General features: G+C 45.7%; 15 protein-coding genes and 1 riboswitch. Of the genes, 1 reads left to right on the forward strand and 14 read right to left on the reverse strand.

Annotated elements, in window-relative coordinates; genetic code table 11:
* Nucleotides 1-81: 81 nt before the first annotated feature.
* From ypeB to H7F26_RS18475, 13 genes are all read right to left on the reverse strand, one after another.
* Complete coding sequence (gene ypeB / locus H7F26_RS18415) at nt 82-1,434, reverse strand: germination protein YpeB (RefSeq protein WP_009327993.1); 1,353 nt, start codon at nt 1,432-1,434, stop codon at nt 82-84.
* 16 nt (nt 1,435-1,450) lie between these two features.
* A complete protein-coding gene (gene sleB, locus H7F26_RS18420; RefSeq protein WP_003183038.1) occupies nt 1,451-2,416 on the reverse strand; it encodes a spore cortex-lytic enzyme in 966 nt (321 codons plus the stop codon).
* A 138-nt stretch (nt 2,417-2,554) separates the two neighbouring features.
* A complete protein-coding gene (gene prsW, locus H7F26_RS18425; protein ID WP_003183040.1) occupies nt 2,555-3,223 on the reverse strand; it encodes a glutamic-type intramembrane protease PrsW in 669 nt (222 codons plus the stop codon).
* A 79-nt stretch (nt 3,224-3,302) separates the two neighbouring features.
* Nucleotides 3,303-4,271, reverse strand: coding sequence for an asparaginase (locus H7F26_RS18430; protein ID WP_003183042.1), 969 nt, complete (start codon nt 4,269-4,271; stop codon nt 3,303-3,305).
* A gap of 109 nt (nt 4,272-4,380) precedes the next feature.
* Nucleotides 4,381-5,346, reverse strand: a complete 966-nt coding sequence (locus tag H7F26_RS18435; protein ID WP_011198076.1) for a YpdA family putative bacillithiol disulfide reductase — start codon at nt 5,344-5,346, stop codon at nt 4,381-4,383.
* A gap of 89 nt (nt 5,347-5,435) precedes the next feature.
* Entirely contained in the window at nt 5,436-6,710 is a 1,275-nt protein-coding gene (locus H7F26_RS18440; protein ID WP_003183047.1) for a Glu/Leu/Phe/Val family dehydrogenase, read from the reverse strand.
* A 195-nt stretch (nt 6,711-6,905) separates the two neighbouring features.
* The gene (locus H7F26_RS18445) at nt 6,906-7,490 is read right to left on the reverse strand and encodes a genetic competence negative regulator (protein WP_003183050.1); all 585 of its coding nucleotides are present in this window, start codon (nt 7,488-7,490) and stop codon (nt 6,906-6,908) included.
* A 153-nt stretch (nt 7,491-7,643) separates the two neighbouring features.
* Nucleotides 7,644-8,429, reverse strand: a complete 786-nt coding sequence (locus tag H7F26_RS18450; protein ID WP_009327990.1) for a metallophosphoesterase — start codon at nt 8,427-8,429, stop codon at nt 7,644-7,646.
* Nucleotides 8,430-8,507: 78 nt separating this feature from the next.
* Entirely contained in the window at nt 8,508-8,897 is a 390-nt protein-coding gene (locus tag H7F26_RS18455; protein WP_229098737.1) for a YpbF family protein, read from the reverse strand.
* A gap of 121 nt (nt 8,898-9,018) precedes the next feature.
* Nucleotides 9,019-9,738 (reverse strand): LysM peptidoglycan-binding domain-containing protein, encoded by a 720-nt coding sequence (locus H7F26_RS18460; RefSeq protein WP_003183055.1) that lies wholly within the window; start codon nt 9,736-9,738, stop codon nt 9,019-9,021.
* A 1-nt stretch (nt 9,739) separates the two neighbouring features.
* Nucleotides 9,740-10,384: a CPBP family intramembrane glutamic endopeptidase gene (locus tag H7F26_RS18465; RefSeq protein ID WP_003183057.1), complete on the reverse strand. Its 645-nt coding sequence runs from the start codon at nt 10,382-10,384 to the stop codon at nt 9,740-9,742.
* On the reverse strand, nt 10,378-11,874 hold the full coding sequence (locus H7F26_RS18470) for a RecQ family ATP-dependent DNA helicase (protein ID WP_003183060.1): 1,497 nt from the start codon (nt 11,872-11,874) through the stop codon (nt 10,378-10,380). Before H7F26_RS18470 ends, H7F26_RS18465 begins: the two co-directional genes overlap by 7 nt.
* Nucleotides 11,867-12,925 (reverse strand): YpbB family protein, encoded by a 1,059-nt coding sequence (locus H7F26_RS18475; protein WP_003183062.1) that lies wholly within the window; start codon nt 12,923-12,925, stop codon nt 11,867-11,869. Before H7F26_RS18475 ends, H7F26_RS18470 begins: the two co-directional genes overlap by 8 nt.
* A 263-nt stretch (nt 12,926-13,188) precedes the next feature.
* Here H7F26_RS18475 and H7F26_RS18480 point away from each other — a divergent pair, with 263 nt between their 5' ends.
* The gene (locus tag H7F26_RS18480) at nt 13,189-13,437 is read left to right on the forward strand and encodes a ferredoxin (protein ID WP_003183064.1); all 249 of its coding nucleotides are present in this window, start codon (nt 13,189-13,191) and stop codon (nt 13,435-13,437) included.
* A gap of 153 nt (nt 13,438-13,590) precedes the next feature.
* Here H7F26_RS18480 and H7F26_RS18485 read toward each other — a convergent pair whose 3' ends face one another.
* Nucleotides 13,591-14,169: an ECF transporter S component gene (locus H7F26_RS18485; protein WP_003183066.1), complete on the reverse strand. Its 579-nt coding sequence runs from the start codon at nt 14,167-14,169 to the stop codon at nt 13,591-13,593.
* A 155-nt stretch (nt 14,170-14,324) separates the two neighbouring features.
* A riboswitch (FMN riboswitch) is annotated at nt 14,325-14,458 on the reverse strand.
* Nucleotides 14,459-14,532 lie beyond the last annotated feature (74 nt).

Consider the following 14,532-nt stretch of genomic DNA (forward strand, 5'->3'; position numbering starts at 1 on the left):
ATGGAAATGTTTAGGGCGAATTATTCCGAATGCTAAAAAGGAAAAGGCATGTTATCGCCTTTTCCCTTTGATCTATCGTTTTTACAAGTCGTTGTATATCGGTTCTGCGCTTTTCATTTTCTGAACCTTCTCTTCCGTGCCGTCATTGGCATTGATGAACATGCGGAATGTATCGTTTTCAATCGTGCCGAGAATTTCGTAGCAGAGCACTTCTTGCGAAAGCTCGTTCGTGACTAAAGCAAGGCGCGTCTCCTGAACTTTTACGTTGGGATTCAGGCTTGCTTTCGCTTTTTCAGGCGTTAGTTTGGGCTTCGGCAAGTCTCTTTTTTTATGGGAGATTAAGAAATCCTTTGCATTAAACCCGGTAATCTCGCCGTCGTCAAGCGCGACCTTGATGCGGATGCTGTCCGGATAGAGCCAGACATCGTCCTGGACCGGAACAAATGAAAACACCCCGACGCCGTCGTATTGCGAGCTTTCATCCATCTTCAGGTCTTCCGTTTTATAGCCGTTTTTTTTCAAAAATTGAAGGGCTTTGTTTGACGCATCGTTTAAGCTGATTTTTTCATCTTTAATTTTTTTGTTTTGAATCAGATAAACCGGATATCCGCCTTTTTCGGTAATGTCCATATAAATATCCGCTTTTTGATCAGGGTCCTGCATACTGATGCTGTATACATCCCTGTTCGTTTTCTTGCCGCTTTTCGATACTTTGATATTGTAATTTTTGTCCTGGGCGAATTTTTGGGCAATCTTGCGCGCTTCTTTTTCGGTTATTCTTTTGCCTTGTAAATGGTCGTACCCTTGCTGCTCTTTTTTCGTGTTCGTCATCTCTGTCGCGCCTAAATCCGTATCCGAAAATGCACTTGCGCTTTTTTCAACGGTTTTAAAGCCATTAATAATCTTATTGTCGCTTTGTTTTTGGCCGGACGCGAGCGCAAGTTCTACATCCATCCATCTCAAATTTTTGTCAATAATCAAATGCTGGACATTACGCAGTTCATTTTGTATATCCTTTGAATTTTCATATAGCTGATTTAAAGAAGCGTACTCTTTTTTATTGAGCGGCTCTTTGTCAAGATCGCGCACGGCTGCTTTGTAGCTGAAATCTCCGACCTTTGCCAAAAACTCTTCGGTCTTGTTAAACGGCATTAAGGTCAGCGGCAGCTGGCTGACATTGTTATGCGCTTCAGAAGTCGTTTTCCAGACTTCCGCCAAAGCGGGAGACAGCGTTTTTTTGCTGTTCATCGCAAGCGTGCTCCCGATTTTATCATGCAGCTGATCCACCTGATAAGTTAAGTCGTGAAATGCCCTTTGATAGTTGTTTTCGGCATGAAGCAAAACGGCGTCTTTCTCCTGATGTTCTTTATAGCCCCAATAGCTTGTTCCGACGATGGCGACACCTAAAAGGGCGATTAAAATTCCTCTGATCATTTATAGCACCTCGCTTTTATTCACAGAAAATGTGTTTACCGATCCTTTTAATTTGAGGTCTGCCCCAAATCCATGAGCTAGTGGCCGTGTCAGGGTTAAAATAGTAAGTGGCATTTTCTGATGGATCCCAGCCGTTGATGGCGTCAAGAACGGCTTTTTTCGCCGTTTCATCCGGCGTCATATAAATCTGTCCGTCCGCGACAGCTGTAAATGCAAGCGGTTCAAAGATAACGCCCGCCACCGTATTCGGGAACGTAGGGCTATCGAGCCTGTTTAATATAACAGCTGCAACGGCAACCTGGCCGTCATACGGTTCTCCGCGCGCTTCACCGTAAACCGCTTGGGCCAACAGATTAATGTCGTTGTTCGAGAATCCGCCCGGCATATTGGCTGCAACGGCATCCTGTTTTTTAGGCGCGGCTTGTTTAGGTGCAGCCTTTGGCTGTGCTTGTTTTTTCGGCTGTGCAGGAGCGGCCTGCTGCTTTTGCTGCGGCTGTTTTTGGGCGGTACCCCGCTGTTGTGCGCCCTGCCGCTGTCTTGCTTCCGCCTTTTTTCTCGCCTGCTGCTGCACTTCTTTTGAAGGCTTCGTCTGATACTTCAGCGGCAGCCCGCCGTAATGTGTAAATTGGTTTCCTTTTCGAAGCTGTCTGTGCACGTAGTCGCTGTAATATTTAGTATGATTGATTAATAATCGTTTTGTTTTCGGCCCGACCAGGCCGTCTGTATCCCTTAAGCCGAACTGATTTTGGAAATTGCGGACGGCCCAGTATGTCGCCCACCCGTATACTCCGTCAATTCTGCCATTGTAATAGCCATTGTATTGAAGTCTTGCCTGCAGTTCAATCACATCATCCCCTGTCGCCCCCCGCTGTATTACCTGTTCAGAAAAGGCAGCGCTTTTTTGACTGAATGGAAGTGAAAGACTGGTTGCCATAATGGTACATAAAATGACATTCAAACAAAAAGAACCTTTCGACTTCATGTTTTAAGCCTCCTCCAGCATTTTTGTAACCATATCTTTTGTAGCGAGGCAGATTTTATACACGCTTTCCTTTCTGTTTCATCTTTAGGCAAATATGCCTGACAAGAAAAATAAAAAAACCGCCCTTTTACAAGGCGGCTATTGCTGAAGAGGCTGCCCGCCGGTTTTGACGGAACGGGCTTTTTTTGCTTTGCGCAAGCCGAACCACCAAAGAAACGCCATAAAGGGCAGCATAAAATAGATCCAGTTTTTTAAGGCGAGCAGAATATAATCGTATAGACCGTGAAGCAAAGCCGGAATAAAAAGCGAGCATAGCAGCCATTTCATCTTTGTTTTGCTATCCGAAAAACGGGCTTTGCCGATGTAAAAGCCCATGATCACTCCGAATAAAGCATGGCTGGAAACCGGAAGCAAAGCGCGCATAAAGGCGTACTCCACCCCGTTTCCGATGAGGTACAATATATTTTCAAGCGTCGCAAACCCCAATGAAAGGCTTGTCCCGTATACGATTCCGTCATAGTGTTCATCAAAGTCGATATGCTGAAAGGTGCTGACCATCAGCAAAAACCATTTTAAAAATTCTTCCAAAAAGCCGGAAGTTAAAAACGAAACGACAAAACTGCCCTCAGAAATGTGTTCTTTTTCCAATACATACTGGATGAACATCGTCGGAAAAACGAGCAAAACCCCCAGTATAAAGAGGCGGATGACCATATGAATGGGCTCGGATTCATATTTTTCCTTTAAGTAAAAATACATTAACAGTGCGATTCCGGGAGCTAGGCCTGCTGAGATAATTCCGAACATGAGGAAACCTCTTTCCTTTTCATCTCATTCTATCCTACCATGATTCGGATTGTTTTGAAATTGAAAAAGAACAGGCCGCCTAATAGCAGAATTTGTCTTTTATGCCTTCTTTATAGCTTGCAAGAAGGACGGCGAGTTTCATTCTCGCTTTTTTGCTGTCATAATCCTTGCCTAAAATGACCCCTTTTTTCGCGAGGTCATAGCTGCTGCCTGCATAGTCATAGGTCGTATAAACTTCGCCTTCCTCTGCGCTCGTCGTGATGACGATATAAACGCCCTGATTTAAAGCTTGTTCGATATCAGCCATCATATTCGGCGGCACCTGCCCCCTTCCGACTCCCTCAAGGACGATCCCTTCGACACCCTCGCGGACGGCGGCTCTGATAAACTTGCCGTCTCCATCAAGATAGCATTTGACGATGTCCACTGCAGGAAGCGGCCTTTGCAGCTGGTGAACATCCCGCTTTAACGGCTTTTGATAAACGTATACTTTGTCGTTATCAATGATCCCTAAGTAGCCGAAACCGAATACGTCAAAACCCTGCAGATTCGAAGCGTGCACTTTTTTAACGTAGCGCGCGTTAAAGATCCTTTCGTTAAAAACAACAACCGTGCCGGCTCCTTTTATATCCGGACTGCAAGCTGTATATACGGCATGCCTGATATTTGTATATGCATCTGTGCCTTGCTGTTCCGGTGCTCGCTGTGAACCTGTGACAACGACCGGCCTCTCATCCTCTATTGTTAAATCCAAAAAATAGGCGGTTTCTTCAAGCGTGTCCGTACCATGCGTTACAACCGCGCCGTCATAGCCGCCGTCCTGAAACACGCGTTCGATGGTTTGCTTGAGCTCTAATAAATGCTGAAATGTTATATGCATACTTGGAAGCTGAAACGCCGGGTAGACATCGATCTGTACATCTTCCGGCAGGCTGCACATTTCGGCTAATTCAGGGCCGCTGATCGCCCCTGCCGCAAGCCGGCCGCTTTCGGTTTTCCGGCTGGCGATCGTTCCTCCCGTTGTAATGAGAGCTACTTTTTTATTCATGTCAAGATGCCCCTTTTCGCGTTGATCTGTGTGCCGATAAAAAAGAGAGCACATCTATATATAGAATATGCTCTCTTTTGCCTGATACAAATCATAAAACATCCGGTTTTTATATCCGTTTAGCAATTTCAGCTGCGATTAAGCCGCCGTGAAAACGGCCGTTTTCAATAAAGATTTCATTTGCGTTGTTCCCGGCCGCAATAACGCCGGCGATAAAGATGCCTTCTTCGTTCGTCTCCATCGTTTCTTCATTAAAGAAAGGACGGCCCGACTCTGCGTCGATTTTGACTCCCATTTTTTGAAGAAAGCTATGATCTGGATGATAGCCGGTCATGGCAAATACAAAATCATTTTTGATCCTGGTTTCTTTTCCGTCGACAGAAAAAATCAGCTCGTCTTCCGTAATTTCTTTGACGACCGCCCGGAATTCCATTCTGATTTTTCCGTGCTTGACAAGCGAAAGGAATTCCGGAAGGATCCACGGTTTGATGCTGGAGGAATATTCGTTCCCTCTGTACAATACGGTCACTCTTGCGCCCGCCTTAACGAGCTCCATTGCCGCGTCGACGCTTGAGTTTTTGCCCCCGATAACTGCAACATCTTTATCAAAGTACGGATGAGCCTCTTTAAAATAATGAAATACTTTTGGAAGGTCTTCTCCCGGTACATTCATATAGTTCGGATTGTCATAATATCCCGTTGCGACAATGCAAAAAGAAGACAAATACGTGTCCTTTGATGTTTCCACGATAAATTGGTTATTCTCTGTTTTTGTTACGGATTGAACTTTCTCAAACGCGTTGATCCGTAGATTTTTTCGTTTGGCGACTTCCCTGTAATAAGAAAGCGCCTGATTTCTGACCGGCTTGTGATTTTCAGTAATAAAAGCCACATCGCCAATCTCCAGTTTTTCGCTTGAGCTGAAAAAGGTTTGGTGAGTAGGATATTGATAAATGCTGTTGACGATGTTTCCTTTCTCAATGACGAGTGCATCTATTCCGATCTCTTGCATGTGAATAGCTGCTGAAAGCCCGCAGGGGCCGCCGCCGATAATGATCACTTTTTCTTCTTTCATGTTCCGTTCATCTCCTGTCATATCCGGCAAATCAAAAAATCTCCTATTTTATGATAGGAGATTTTTTGGGTTGTTGCAAATGTTTGAGCCTATATCCAGCCTCTGAAGCGGGATGCTTCCGCCATCTTGCGGACGCCCACCATATAGGCTGCAAGCCTCATGTCAATTCTGCGGTTGTGCGCCATTTCATAAATGTTGTTGAACGATTTGACCATCATTTTTTCCAAACGTTCTTCAACTTCTTCTTCAGTCCAGTAGAATCCCTGGTTGTTTTGCACCCACTCAAAATAGGATACCGTTACACCGCCGGCGCTTGCCAGCACGTCCGGTACAAGAAGAATGTCGCGGTCGGAAAGAATTTTCGTCGCTTCGAGCGTCGTCGGGCCGTTGGCAGCTTCGACAACGATTTTCGCCTTGATGTTATGGGCGTTTTCCGCGGTAATTTGATTTTCTATGGCAGCCGGCACAAGAATGTCGCACTCCAGCTCCAGCAGTTCTTTGTTTGTAATGGTGTCATTAAACAGCTTTGTGACCGTTCCGAAGCTGTCTCGGCGGTCAAGCAGGTAATCGATGTCAAGCCCTTCAGGATCGTACAGGCCGCCGTATGCATCAGAAATGCCGACAACCTTTGCACCTGCGTCATACATGAATTTCGCAAGGTAGCTTCCCGCATTTCCGAACCCCTGCACGACGACAGAAGCTCCCTCAATGTCGATGTTTTTCTTTTTCGCCGCCTCTTTAATGCAGATTGTAACCCCTTTTGCTGTCGCAGATTCTCTGCCGTGAGAACCACCTAAAACGAGCGGTTTGCCGGTAATGAAGCCCGGCGAGTTGAATTCGTCGATTCTTGAATATTCGTCCATCATCCATGCCATGATTTGAGAATTGGTAAATACATCGGGAGCCGGTACGTCTTTTGTCGGTCCGACAATTTGGCTGATCGCCCGAACGTACCCTCTGCTTAAACGTTCCAGTTCAGGAAAGGACATATCCCGCGGATCACAGATGATCCCGCCCTTTCCGCCTCCATATGGAAGGTCGATGATGCCGCATTTCAGACTCATCCAAATAGAAAGCGCTTTAACTTCTTTTTCTGTAACTCCCGGATGAAAACGGATGCCGCCTTTTGTCGGCCCTACTGCATCATTGTGCTGGGCTCGGTAGCCCGTGAAAATCTTAACAGATCCATCGTCCATGCGAACCGGAATTTTCACCGTTAAAAAACGAATCGGTTCTTTTAGTAATTCATACACCTCTTCAGGATATCCCAATTTTTCAAGCGCCTTATGTATCACCGTTTGCGTTGATTTCAAAACGTCATGTGTGTTTTCTTCAGTATGACCGGTGTTTTGATCGGCTACCATTATAAGTTAACCTCCTAAAGTCTTTCTGGCATGTTGTCCTTTCAGAGAATAGTATACACCCTTGCACTAATCATGCAAAGAACAATCAACCATTTTTCGTGAAAATATTCAAGAAAAATCATTTTTGTTATATTCTTATTTTCGGCAGAAAAAAACTGCTGTTTAACACAGCAGAATATCTTTTTTGAATGCGGGCTATTTAAAGTATGTCTGAATGGTCTGAACGGCATTGTTCTCCATGATTTTCTTTCCGTATTCCTGAAGCCTGTAAATCGTTAAAGTCGTCGGATTCCCATATTCGGCTAAAATCGAAATCACGCCGTCAACCTCAAGGGAGTCAAAATCGTCGAGACTTAAGAAATACCTGCCCTCATAGTGGTAGACTGTCCCGCCTTGAATACCGATGCGGTCCAGATTTTTGGAAAGTTCAATCAGATGCTCAAACGTTTGAAATTCATATATAATGTCAACACTTTCGCCAAGTTTGACTTGCATTTCAATATAGTCCTCATCATACTCATTATCGTCTTCATCTGTTTCCTGATTTTTTGTGACAATGATGACCATTCCTTGTGCTTGAAGAGAATACACTTCAACAGCGATTGGGCCATTCGCTTCGAACCCGAGCTCTGTATTCGCTTCGTTCATCATGTCCTTAAACAGCTGCTGAACTTTAAATGAGTCTTTCCAAAGGTCTTCTTTCGTCAGCCCCCGGTCTGTCAGATCGTCAAGTGTCAGAAAGATTTTGATCTTATTATAATTTAGACGCTCAAGCCGCATAACGTTCCCTCCTGCCTCTTCTTGCACACATCATATATCTTATTATATGGAGATGATGAGTCATAGGTTCTTAATTTTGATACCAGTTTACACTGTGTTTGAGAGGAAGACAAGCACAATGCCGCCTTTTCGTTTTTTTTCAGTGAAAAAGCATCAGTTTCCTTCCATACGGGGGCCCGGAACCAGATTGATCAGATGGGTTTCCGGCCTCGCTCCGAGCCGCAGAGGAAGCTTCGACGTTCCATAGCCGTTGCTGATCAAGTACGGAGCCTTGAAAACAGTGCCGGTTCCTCCGATTTCACAGAGCCCGAATCTGCCGAAGCGAATCTGTCCTCCGTGGGTATGACCGCTCAATATCAGGTCAATACCGTCCGCCTCCTGTATTTGATGATGAATCTCCGGATTATGTGACACAAGGACAGTCGGAAAACCCGGCTGCACGCCGCCGAGAGCTGCCGGGTAATCATCCAATTCGAGTCTGATGTCATCCACTCCGCAAATATTGACAGTTTGTCCTTGATGGTCATGCAATACCGAAGCATTGCGCAAAGGCGTTACACCGTATGTCTTGAATATTTCCAGCAGCCTTTCCTGATCAACTTCATAATCGTTATTTCCCCATACAAAATACGTTTTTCCCAAACTTGAAAGCCTTTTGATATTTTCTTCAATTCTCGTATAAGGGACGCCGCCCTCTGCTAAGTCGCCGCCGATGATGACGAGCTGAACCCCGCGTTCTTTCACTTCACAAATAATGTCTTCGCTGACTGTCCGCCTATGAATATCTGAAATAAAAAAGACATTCAATTCCTTTTTCAGGCGCCCGAGTGAAAATTCAGCCTTCAACACCCGGTTTTCGCGCGCGATGGCTGACATTTTCCACACTAAAGCAGCAAGGCCGATGAAAGCGGCCGAAGCCAGACTGAGCCAATAGATCATGTGCATTCTCCAATCTGTTTTGTTTATGATAAGACGGCTTGATGCAAAAAGACGTTTCTTTTAACAAGAAAACGTCTTTTATTTGCTTTCGAAATAAAGATTAATGTCATACTGCTGTTTCATGATCTTAAAAACCGTTTCCCTTGATTTCCACTCTTCAGGCTGGGGCCATAGATCCGTGCTTTTCTGAATAATCTCGCATCTCAGCTTATGATATTCCCCTTCTGCTTTTTCTTCCTTCTTTTTAAAATAGTAAGCGGTGCTGTATGCAAAAGCGGCCGACAAGATCCACAGCAGATAGACGGAGTCATTCAGCAAGCCGGAAAGGAAGCCGTTTTGCCCAATCCCCTTTGACGCTGCAAACACACAAAACGAAACCGCGCATATCGCCGCCACCGCCTGCCACCTGAATGTCTGTCTGGCATAGTTTTCGTACTTTTTCTTCCTTTTAATTAAGGCGCGGAGCATTTGTTTCGTCGGTTCGTCCGTAAAACGGTCCAGCTCTTCAAGCTCGCTTCCCACAGTCCTCACACCTTGTCCTATTTGTTAGTACAATGTATATGTATTCGCGGGCAAAATCATGCCACTGTTAATAAATCGGGATATCCAGGACCTGGCCGGCGTAGACATTGTTGCCTGATAATTGATTGTAGTTGCGGATTTTTTCCTCTCCTGACCGGTTCTTATAATATTTCATCGAAATCCGGAAAAGCGTCTCTTTTTCGCCAACCGTGTGCTTCAGCACCTTTTTGGGCTGCGGTGCTTGCTGAACTGGCGGCGTTTGAGGCGCGTTTGCCGTTTTCTTCTCTTGTTCCGCAGGCTGCTTCGATGCGGCGGGCTTCTTTGCAGCGACAGGCTGCTCATCTGCTTTTTTTGCCTCTTTAGGCCGCTCTTTTTGCTTTTGCTCGTCTTTTTTTGACGGTTCATCCTCTTTATTTTCCGGCTGTTTGCTCTCTTTCAGCTTTTCTTCTTGAAGGGCGGCGGCTGTATGCTGCGAAGCCGCCTTTTGATCCGCTTCTTGTTCACCGTTTTGATTTTCATTCGTCATTCCCGTTTCACCTTTGTTTTCATAAAACACATTATCATATTGATCAGGGTCGGTATCGCCTCCTTGATTCAGCATGTACATGAACACCACGAAGACGATGATCGGAATGAAAACAAACATGACTGCAAGAGACGTGAATAGTGGATTTCTGTCTTTATTCTTTTTTTTGCTGGACTTCTTTTTTTTATGATAAGTCCGTCTGGAAGGAATCTCCTCATCAAGTGTCTCCAGTTCAACAGCCGCGGCCGCCTCCCGGTTCATTTCAGCGCTGGCCTTCTCCTGTTCCCTCTTCTTCCTCTCTATTCTTGACATCTCCGTCATGTGAACTCCTCCTTACGTGTTGAAAACGAATCTGGCACGCAAATACAACATCGATCAAAAAATGTGCCGTGACAGGAACAAATAAATTCCCTGTCCGTTCAAAGCTCAATCCGAGCAAAAAGCTGATGGACACCACCATTACAAACAGCAGCCATTTTTTTAAATAACGAAAATGCAATATCGCGAAAATAATGCTCGCCGCCCAGAGACCGAAATGCGTCTGGATAACGCCCCTGAACAATATTTCCTCTGCAAATGCAATGAAAAGGGTAAGAATCACGATATGCGGATACGAGCGTTCACGAAAGAGCTTTTCATTTATCCCTTCATCGTCATACATATGCTTGGGAGCCCATTTCATCACCATCAGGTCGGCGATGATCACGAGAGCCGCGAGCGGCGCCCCGTACTTCAGGATGCTCAAGTCCGATGGATTCCAAAGCGATAGAAAAGCGTCTGCATCATCAAATAAAAAGATGCCCATCAATAATGCGGTAAAAAGCATCAGCGTCTGGGAAAAATAGAGCTGTTTCAGCATTTCCCCGTCTGACAGGCGACGTATGATTTCCGACTGTTTTTTCAGCATACACGATCACAGCTGGCGGCAAATATGGTATCCAATTCTTCTTCCCACGCTGTCAATTTGTTCATAGACGGACGGTCTCCTTTGACTTCGTATGCTTCAAGACTTAAACCGCAGGATGTGCAGCACGCTGTTTCATCCGTTTTCGGCGGCTTTTTTTGTTCATTAAAATAAGCGAGCAAGCTTTCCCTGAAACACCCTTCTGTTTCGGTGACGGCGGCGAATCCCGCCGCTTTTTTCAATTTGAGCTGCCTGCGGCTGTCCATCTCCCTCTGAATGACCGCCCGGCCATCGCCGCCCAGATGATGCACCTTCTCATAAAGATGGAGAAAATGGCGGGCTTGCGTTTCCGATAAACCGGCCAGCTGCAGAGCTTCCCGCCGGCAGCGTTCATCTTTCACTCCTGCAAGCTTTTCGTATAAAAAGCCGATATCGCTTTGGGAGAGGGCTTCCATTTGAATCAGCTGCTCCTGGATTTCCTCGTCTCCCGGAGCCTTCAGCAAAATGCTGACGCTCCGCTTTCCATCCCTGCCGGCACGTCCGATTTCCTGCAGATACGCCTCAATCGTCTGCGGGAGGCTAAAGTGGATCACATATCTGATATCCGGCTTGTCCACTCCCATACCGAAGGCGTTTGTACAGCAGACCACATCAAGCTGATTGCGGATAAACTGCTGCTGGATCAGCATCCTGTCGCTTGCCTCCATCCCGCCATGATAAAATCCCGTTCTCAAGTTTGCTTCTTTACGGAGCTTGTCAGCCAGTTCTTCAGCCCATTTTCTCGTCGGGCAATAAACAAGGCCAGGACCTTGCAGCTTTTGAACCAGCCCTGTCAGCCGCTCCGTCTTCTCAGCAGTATCCCTCAGCTTTTCAATATGAAGCGCAATGTTCGGACGGTCGACCGAATGAATCAAATAATTGGCGGCTTTAAGCCCCAGGATTTCCGAAATGTCCTTTAATGTCGCTTCGGTTGCCGTTGCTGTAAGCGCCAGAGTGACGGGATGACCGAGGAGCGCCTTGATGTCTCCAAGCTTCGAATAATCAGGCCTGAAATCATGCCCCCATTGTGAGATGCAGTGGGCTTCATCAACGACAAAAAGGCTGACATTGAGCAATTGAAGCTTTTTCAGCATTTGGCCGGACTGAAGCGCTTCTGGTGAAATGTACAGATATTTGAGGCGGTGAAGCCGGTTTAATACGTCATTTTTTTCTTGGTGTGTCAAAGCGCTGTTCAAGGCGGCAGCTCTCTTCTCTCCGCGCATCTTCAATTGCTGCACCTGGTCTTCCATTAAAGACAAAAGCGGCGAGACGATCAGGACGGTGCCGTCTAACAAAAGCCCTGGGAGCTGATAGCACAGCGATTTCCCGCCTCCTGTCGGAAGCATCGCCACCGTGTCCCGTCCCTCCAGCACGCTTTTGATGATCGTTTCCTGGCCTTTTTTAAAAGCATGATAACCAAAATACCTGCGGAGCGCCTGATGAAGTTTATCCATTCCTGATCACCGTTTTCGACAGGGCCAGGCGGATTTTAAAATAACTGTATCGGCCGCCGAGTCCCTCTTTAATTTGTCTGATTTTATTGGTTTGGTTCGCTATCGCATAATCGGCAATAATTTTCTGTTCCTCTTTCGACACGTACTGATCGATGGAAAAAGACGGATCATGAATGGCGATTTCCACAATGTGATCCTCGATCGTCGCCAATTTCAGCTTTCTAATTTTTGCGATCCGGTCTATTGTATACCCTTCTTTTATAAGAAAGAGCGTTTTTCTCGTCGATTGTGTCAGACCATCATTCAAAGGAATGTCATGAATGAGCGTTTGAAAAAGCGGACTTTCACCATTTTGGGCGGATTGAATAAAATGGTGCAGAACATCCCAAAACAGTGCATATATGTACCACTCATCAAGGTTCATTTTTTCGGAAAGCTGTCTGAATGTATAGCCCGCTTTTGTTCTGGATGTCAGGGAGTGAACAAAAATAGCGGCCTGTTCATCATGATTTAAAACAGACAGCTTCTCTTTCAGCTCTTGGTGAAACTGGGCCGCTGTTTCAGCAGCATTCCGGTTTCTTAAATACTGTTTAACCCAGTTCTGAATCTGATAATCTTTTACGATCGGCAAATACACGCGTTCGCGGTAAAGCTTGTTGGAGAGCACTTGGATCAAAAGCGACATCCTTGCCCACATCACTTTGGCTGCCGCCTGATAATAGCCGCCGTGAAAATGGCGGGGCCACGGATAAAGGGCAAAAAAGCCGGCAAGTTCCGCTTCTCCTTTTTCGGTGACGGTGTAAGCGCCGCTTTCCGCTTTTTCTCTGACCAAAGACTCCTGCTTCAATCGTTGAACGCTGGCTGCCACCTGCTCTCTCGACAGAGCCGAACAAAAGCCGAAGTATTTTGAAACGGCAAATAAACCGGCGTCCTGTATCGTCTGTGACGACCTTTTTCCTTTTAATAAATGATAGACCGCGCTTGGAGAACGCTCACCCTTCATGGATGACAGAATGTCAAGCACAATCGCGTCAAAAAAATGAACCGGCATATCATCACCTGCAATCTTCCGGCAACATTCGATCATTTCTTCCTTTTATTTTAACAGATTTTGCGGAGAAATCGACGTTTAAACTCATATAAAAGGGGTATGTTAGCAGTAGAACCCTTGTGTGATAAGCATTCTCAATATTTTTGAGTTGAAATGTAAGATTAACACCATTACAATAAGGAATGGGAATAGGTTTCATATCGGATAGATAGAGGGTTAAACCATTTGTTCCAACGAAGAACAATCTGGGAGGTTTTTTATTCATGCCAAAATATACAATTGTAGACAAAGATACGTGCATCGCATGCGGAGCTTGTGGTGCTGCGGCTCCTGATATTTATGATTACGACGATGAGGGAATCGCATTTGTCACCCTTGACGACAATCAGGGTGTCGTCGAAGTCCCTGACGTCTTAGAAGAAGACATGATGGACGCGTTTGAAGGCTGTCCTACAGATTCGATCAAAGTTGCGGATGAGCCGTTCGAAGGCGACCCGCTTAAACACGAATAAAGCCAAAAAACATCCGGTGCACAAAGTGCCGGATGTTTTTTTATGAGATAAGCACGGCTTTACCAACAAGCAAAAAGAAGCCGGCTAAAGACATCCGGCTTCTTCTGCAGCTGACAATATCCGGGAACATGCACCCGATATTGTCATGTTTATTTATTTGGCCATGCGGACGTTTTCCTTCAGCCGCGGTTTCAGCGAAAGGAAAATCGGCGTGGACACGAGGGCCACAGCGATGCCTTTAATGAAATTAAAAGGCAGGATTCCGGCCAGAACTGTTGTCTTGAGCGCCTCTCCAGTCAGCGCTGGAGCATTTAAAAACCAAGTGTAGGCAGGCAGAAACAGCAGATAATTTAAAATGCTCATCGAAACGGCCATCACAAGCGTCCCTGCGAAAAGAGCTGTGACAAACCCTTTGGCAGAACTTGATTTTTTCAGCAGTACAGCTGCCGGCAGGATAAACAATGTTCCGGCAATGAAGTTAGCCGCCTGATCAATCGGAACGCCCGAGGCGCTTCCTGCAATAAAGTAATTCAGCACGTTTTTGATCGCTTCAACGGCAATCCCGGCTCCCGGACCGTACAAAATAACAGCGAGCAATGCCGGGATATCACTGAAATCGATTTTTAAATACGGGAATGCCCCCAGGATCGGAAAGCTCAGCATCATTAAAATAAATGCGATGCTGCTCAGCATGCTGATAGAGACGAGACGTCTCACCTTGTTGTGTTTCATTTTGTCACTCTCTCCTTTTCGATCACATCTCACGAAAAGAGGAATGGTTCTTTCCCCTGTCCTAAACAAAAAACCCGCTTTATTGAAAAAGCGGGGCTGTTTTACAGACAGGTCAAATAAACGTTTGAAAATGTTCATTTCAAAACGCGCGGAACCTCCATCTTCTCCCATCCAGACTATACTGTCGGCTTCGGAATCGCACCGAATCCTGCCCATAAAAAGGCTCGCGGGCTTAGAGCGCTTGCTCATCACCGCCGGTAGGGAATTTCACCCTGCCCCGAAGATTGATCTTATTTATTTTTAATACTGATATTATTATAAATTAATTGTGAAAAAATGTACAGGTGCAAAGCTTATTGCGCT

The sequence above is a fragment of the Bacillus sp. PAMC28748 genome (assembly GCF_014250415.1).
GTDB classification, from domain to species: Bacteria; Bacillota; Bacilli; order Bacillales; family Bacillaceae; genus Bacillus; species Bacillus licheniformis.

Bases quoted from the DNA above. Each gene is read 5' to 3' on its own strand.
- H7F26_RS18460 (WP_003183055.1), bottom strand. From the start codon at position 9,738: ATGAACCGGGAGGCGGCCGCGGCTGTTGAACTGGAGACACTTGATGAG.
- prsW (WP_003183040.1), bottom strand. From the start codon at position 3,223: ATGTTCGGAATTATCTCAGCAGGCCTAGCTCCCGGAATCGCACTGTTA.
- H7F26_RS18445 (WP_003183050.1), bottom strand. From the start codon at position 7,490: ATGCGGCTTGAGCGTCTAAATTATAATAAGATCAAAATCTTTCTGACA.
- H7F26_RS18480 (WP_003183064.1), top strand. From the start codon at position 13,189: ATGCCAAAATATACAATTGTAGACAAAGATACGTGCATCGCATGCGGA.
- H7F26_RS18440 (WP_003183047.1), bottom strand. From the start codon at position 6,710: ATGGTAGCCGATCAAAACACCGGTCATACTGAAGAAAACACACATGAC.
- H7F26_RS18465 (WP_003183057.1), bottom strand. From the start codon at position 10,384: ATGCTGAAAAAACAGTCGGAAATCATACGTCGCCTGTCAGACGGGGAA.
- H7F26_RS18470 (WP_003183060.1), bottom strand. From the start codon at position 11,874: ATGGATAAACTTCATCAGGCGCTCCGCAGGTATTTTGGTTATCATGCT.
- ypeB (WP_009327993.1), bottom strand. From the start codon at position 1,434: ATGATCAGAGGAATTTTAATCGCCCTTTTAGGTGTCGCCATCGTCGGA.
- H7F26_RS18475 (WP_003183062.1), bottom strand. From the start codon at position 12,925: ATGCCGGTTCATTTTTTTGACGCGATTGTGCTTGACATTCTGTCATCC.
- sleB (WP_003183038.1), bottom strand. From the start codon at position 2,416: ATGAAGTCGAAAGGTTCTTTTTGTTTGAATGTCATTTTATGTACCATT.
- H7F26_RS18450 (WP_009327990.1), bottom strand. From the start codon at position 8,429: ATGATCTATTGGCTCAGTCTGGCTTCGGCCGCTTTCATCGGCCTTGCT.
- H7F26_RS18485 (WP_003183066.1), bottom strand. From the start codon at position 14,169: ATGAAACACAACAAGGTGAGACGTCTCGTCTCTATCAGCATGCTGAGC.
- H7F26_RS18455 (WP_229098737.1), bottom strand. From the start codon at position 8,897: ATGCTCCGCGCCTTAATTAAAAGGAAGAAAAAGTACGAAAACTATGCC.
- H7F26_RS18430 (WP_003183042.1), bottom strand. From the start codon at position 4,271: ATGAATAAAAAAGTAGCTCTCATTACAACGGGAGGAACGATCGCCAGC.
- H7F26_RS18435 (WP_011198076.1), bottom strand. From the start codon at position 5,346: ATGAAAGAAGAAAAAGTGATCATTATCGGCGGCGGCCCCTGCGGGCTT.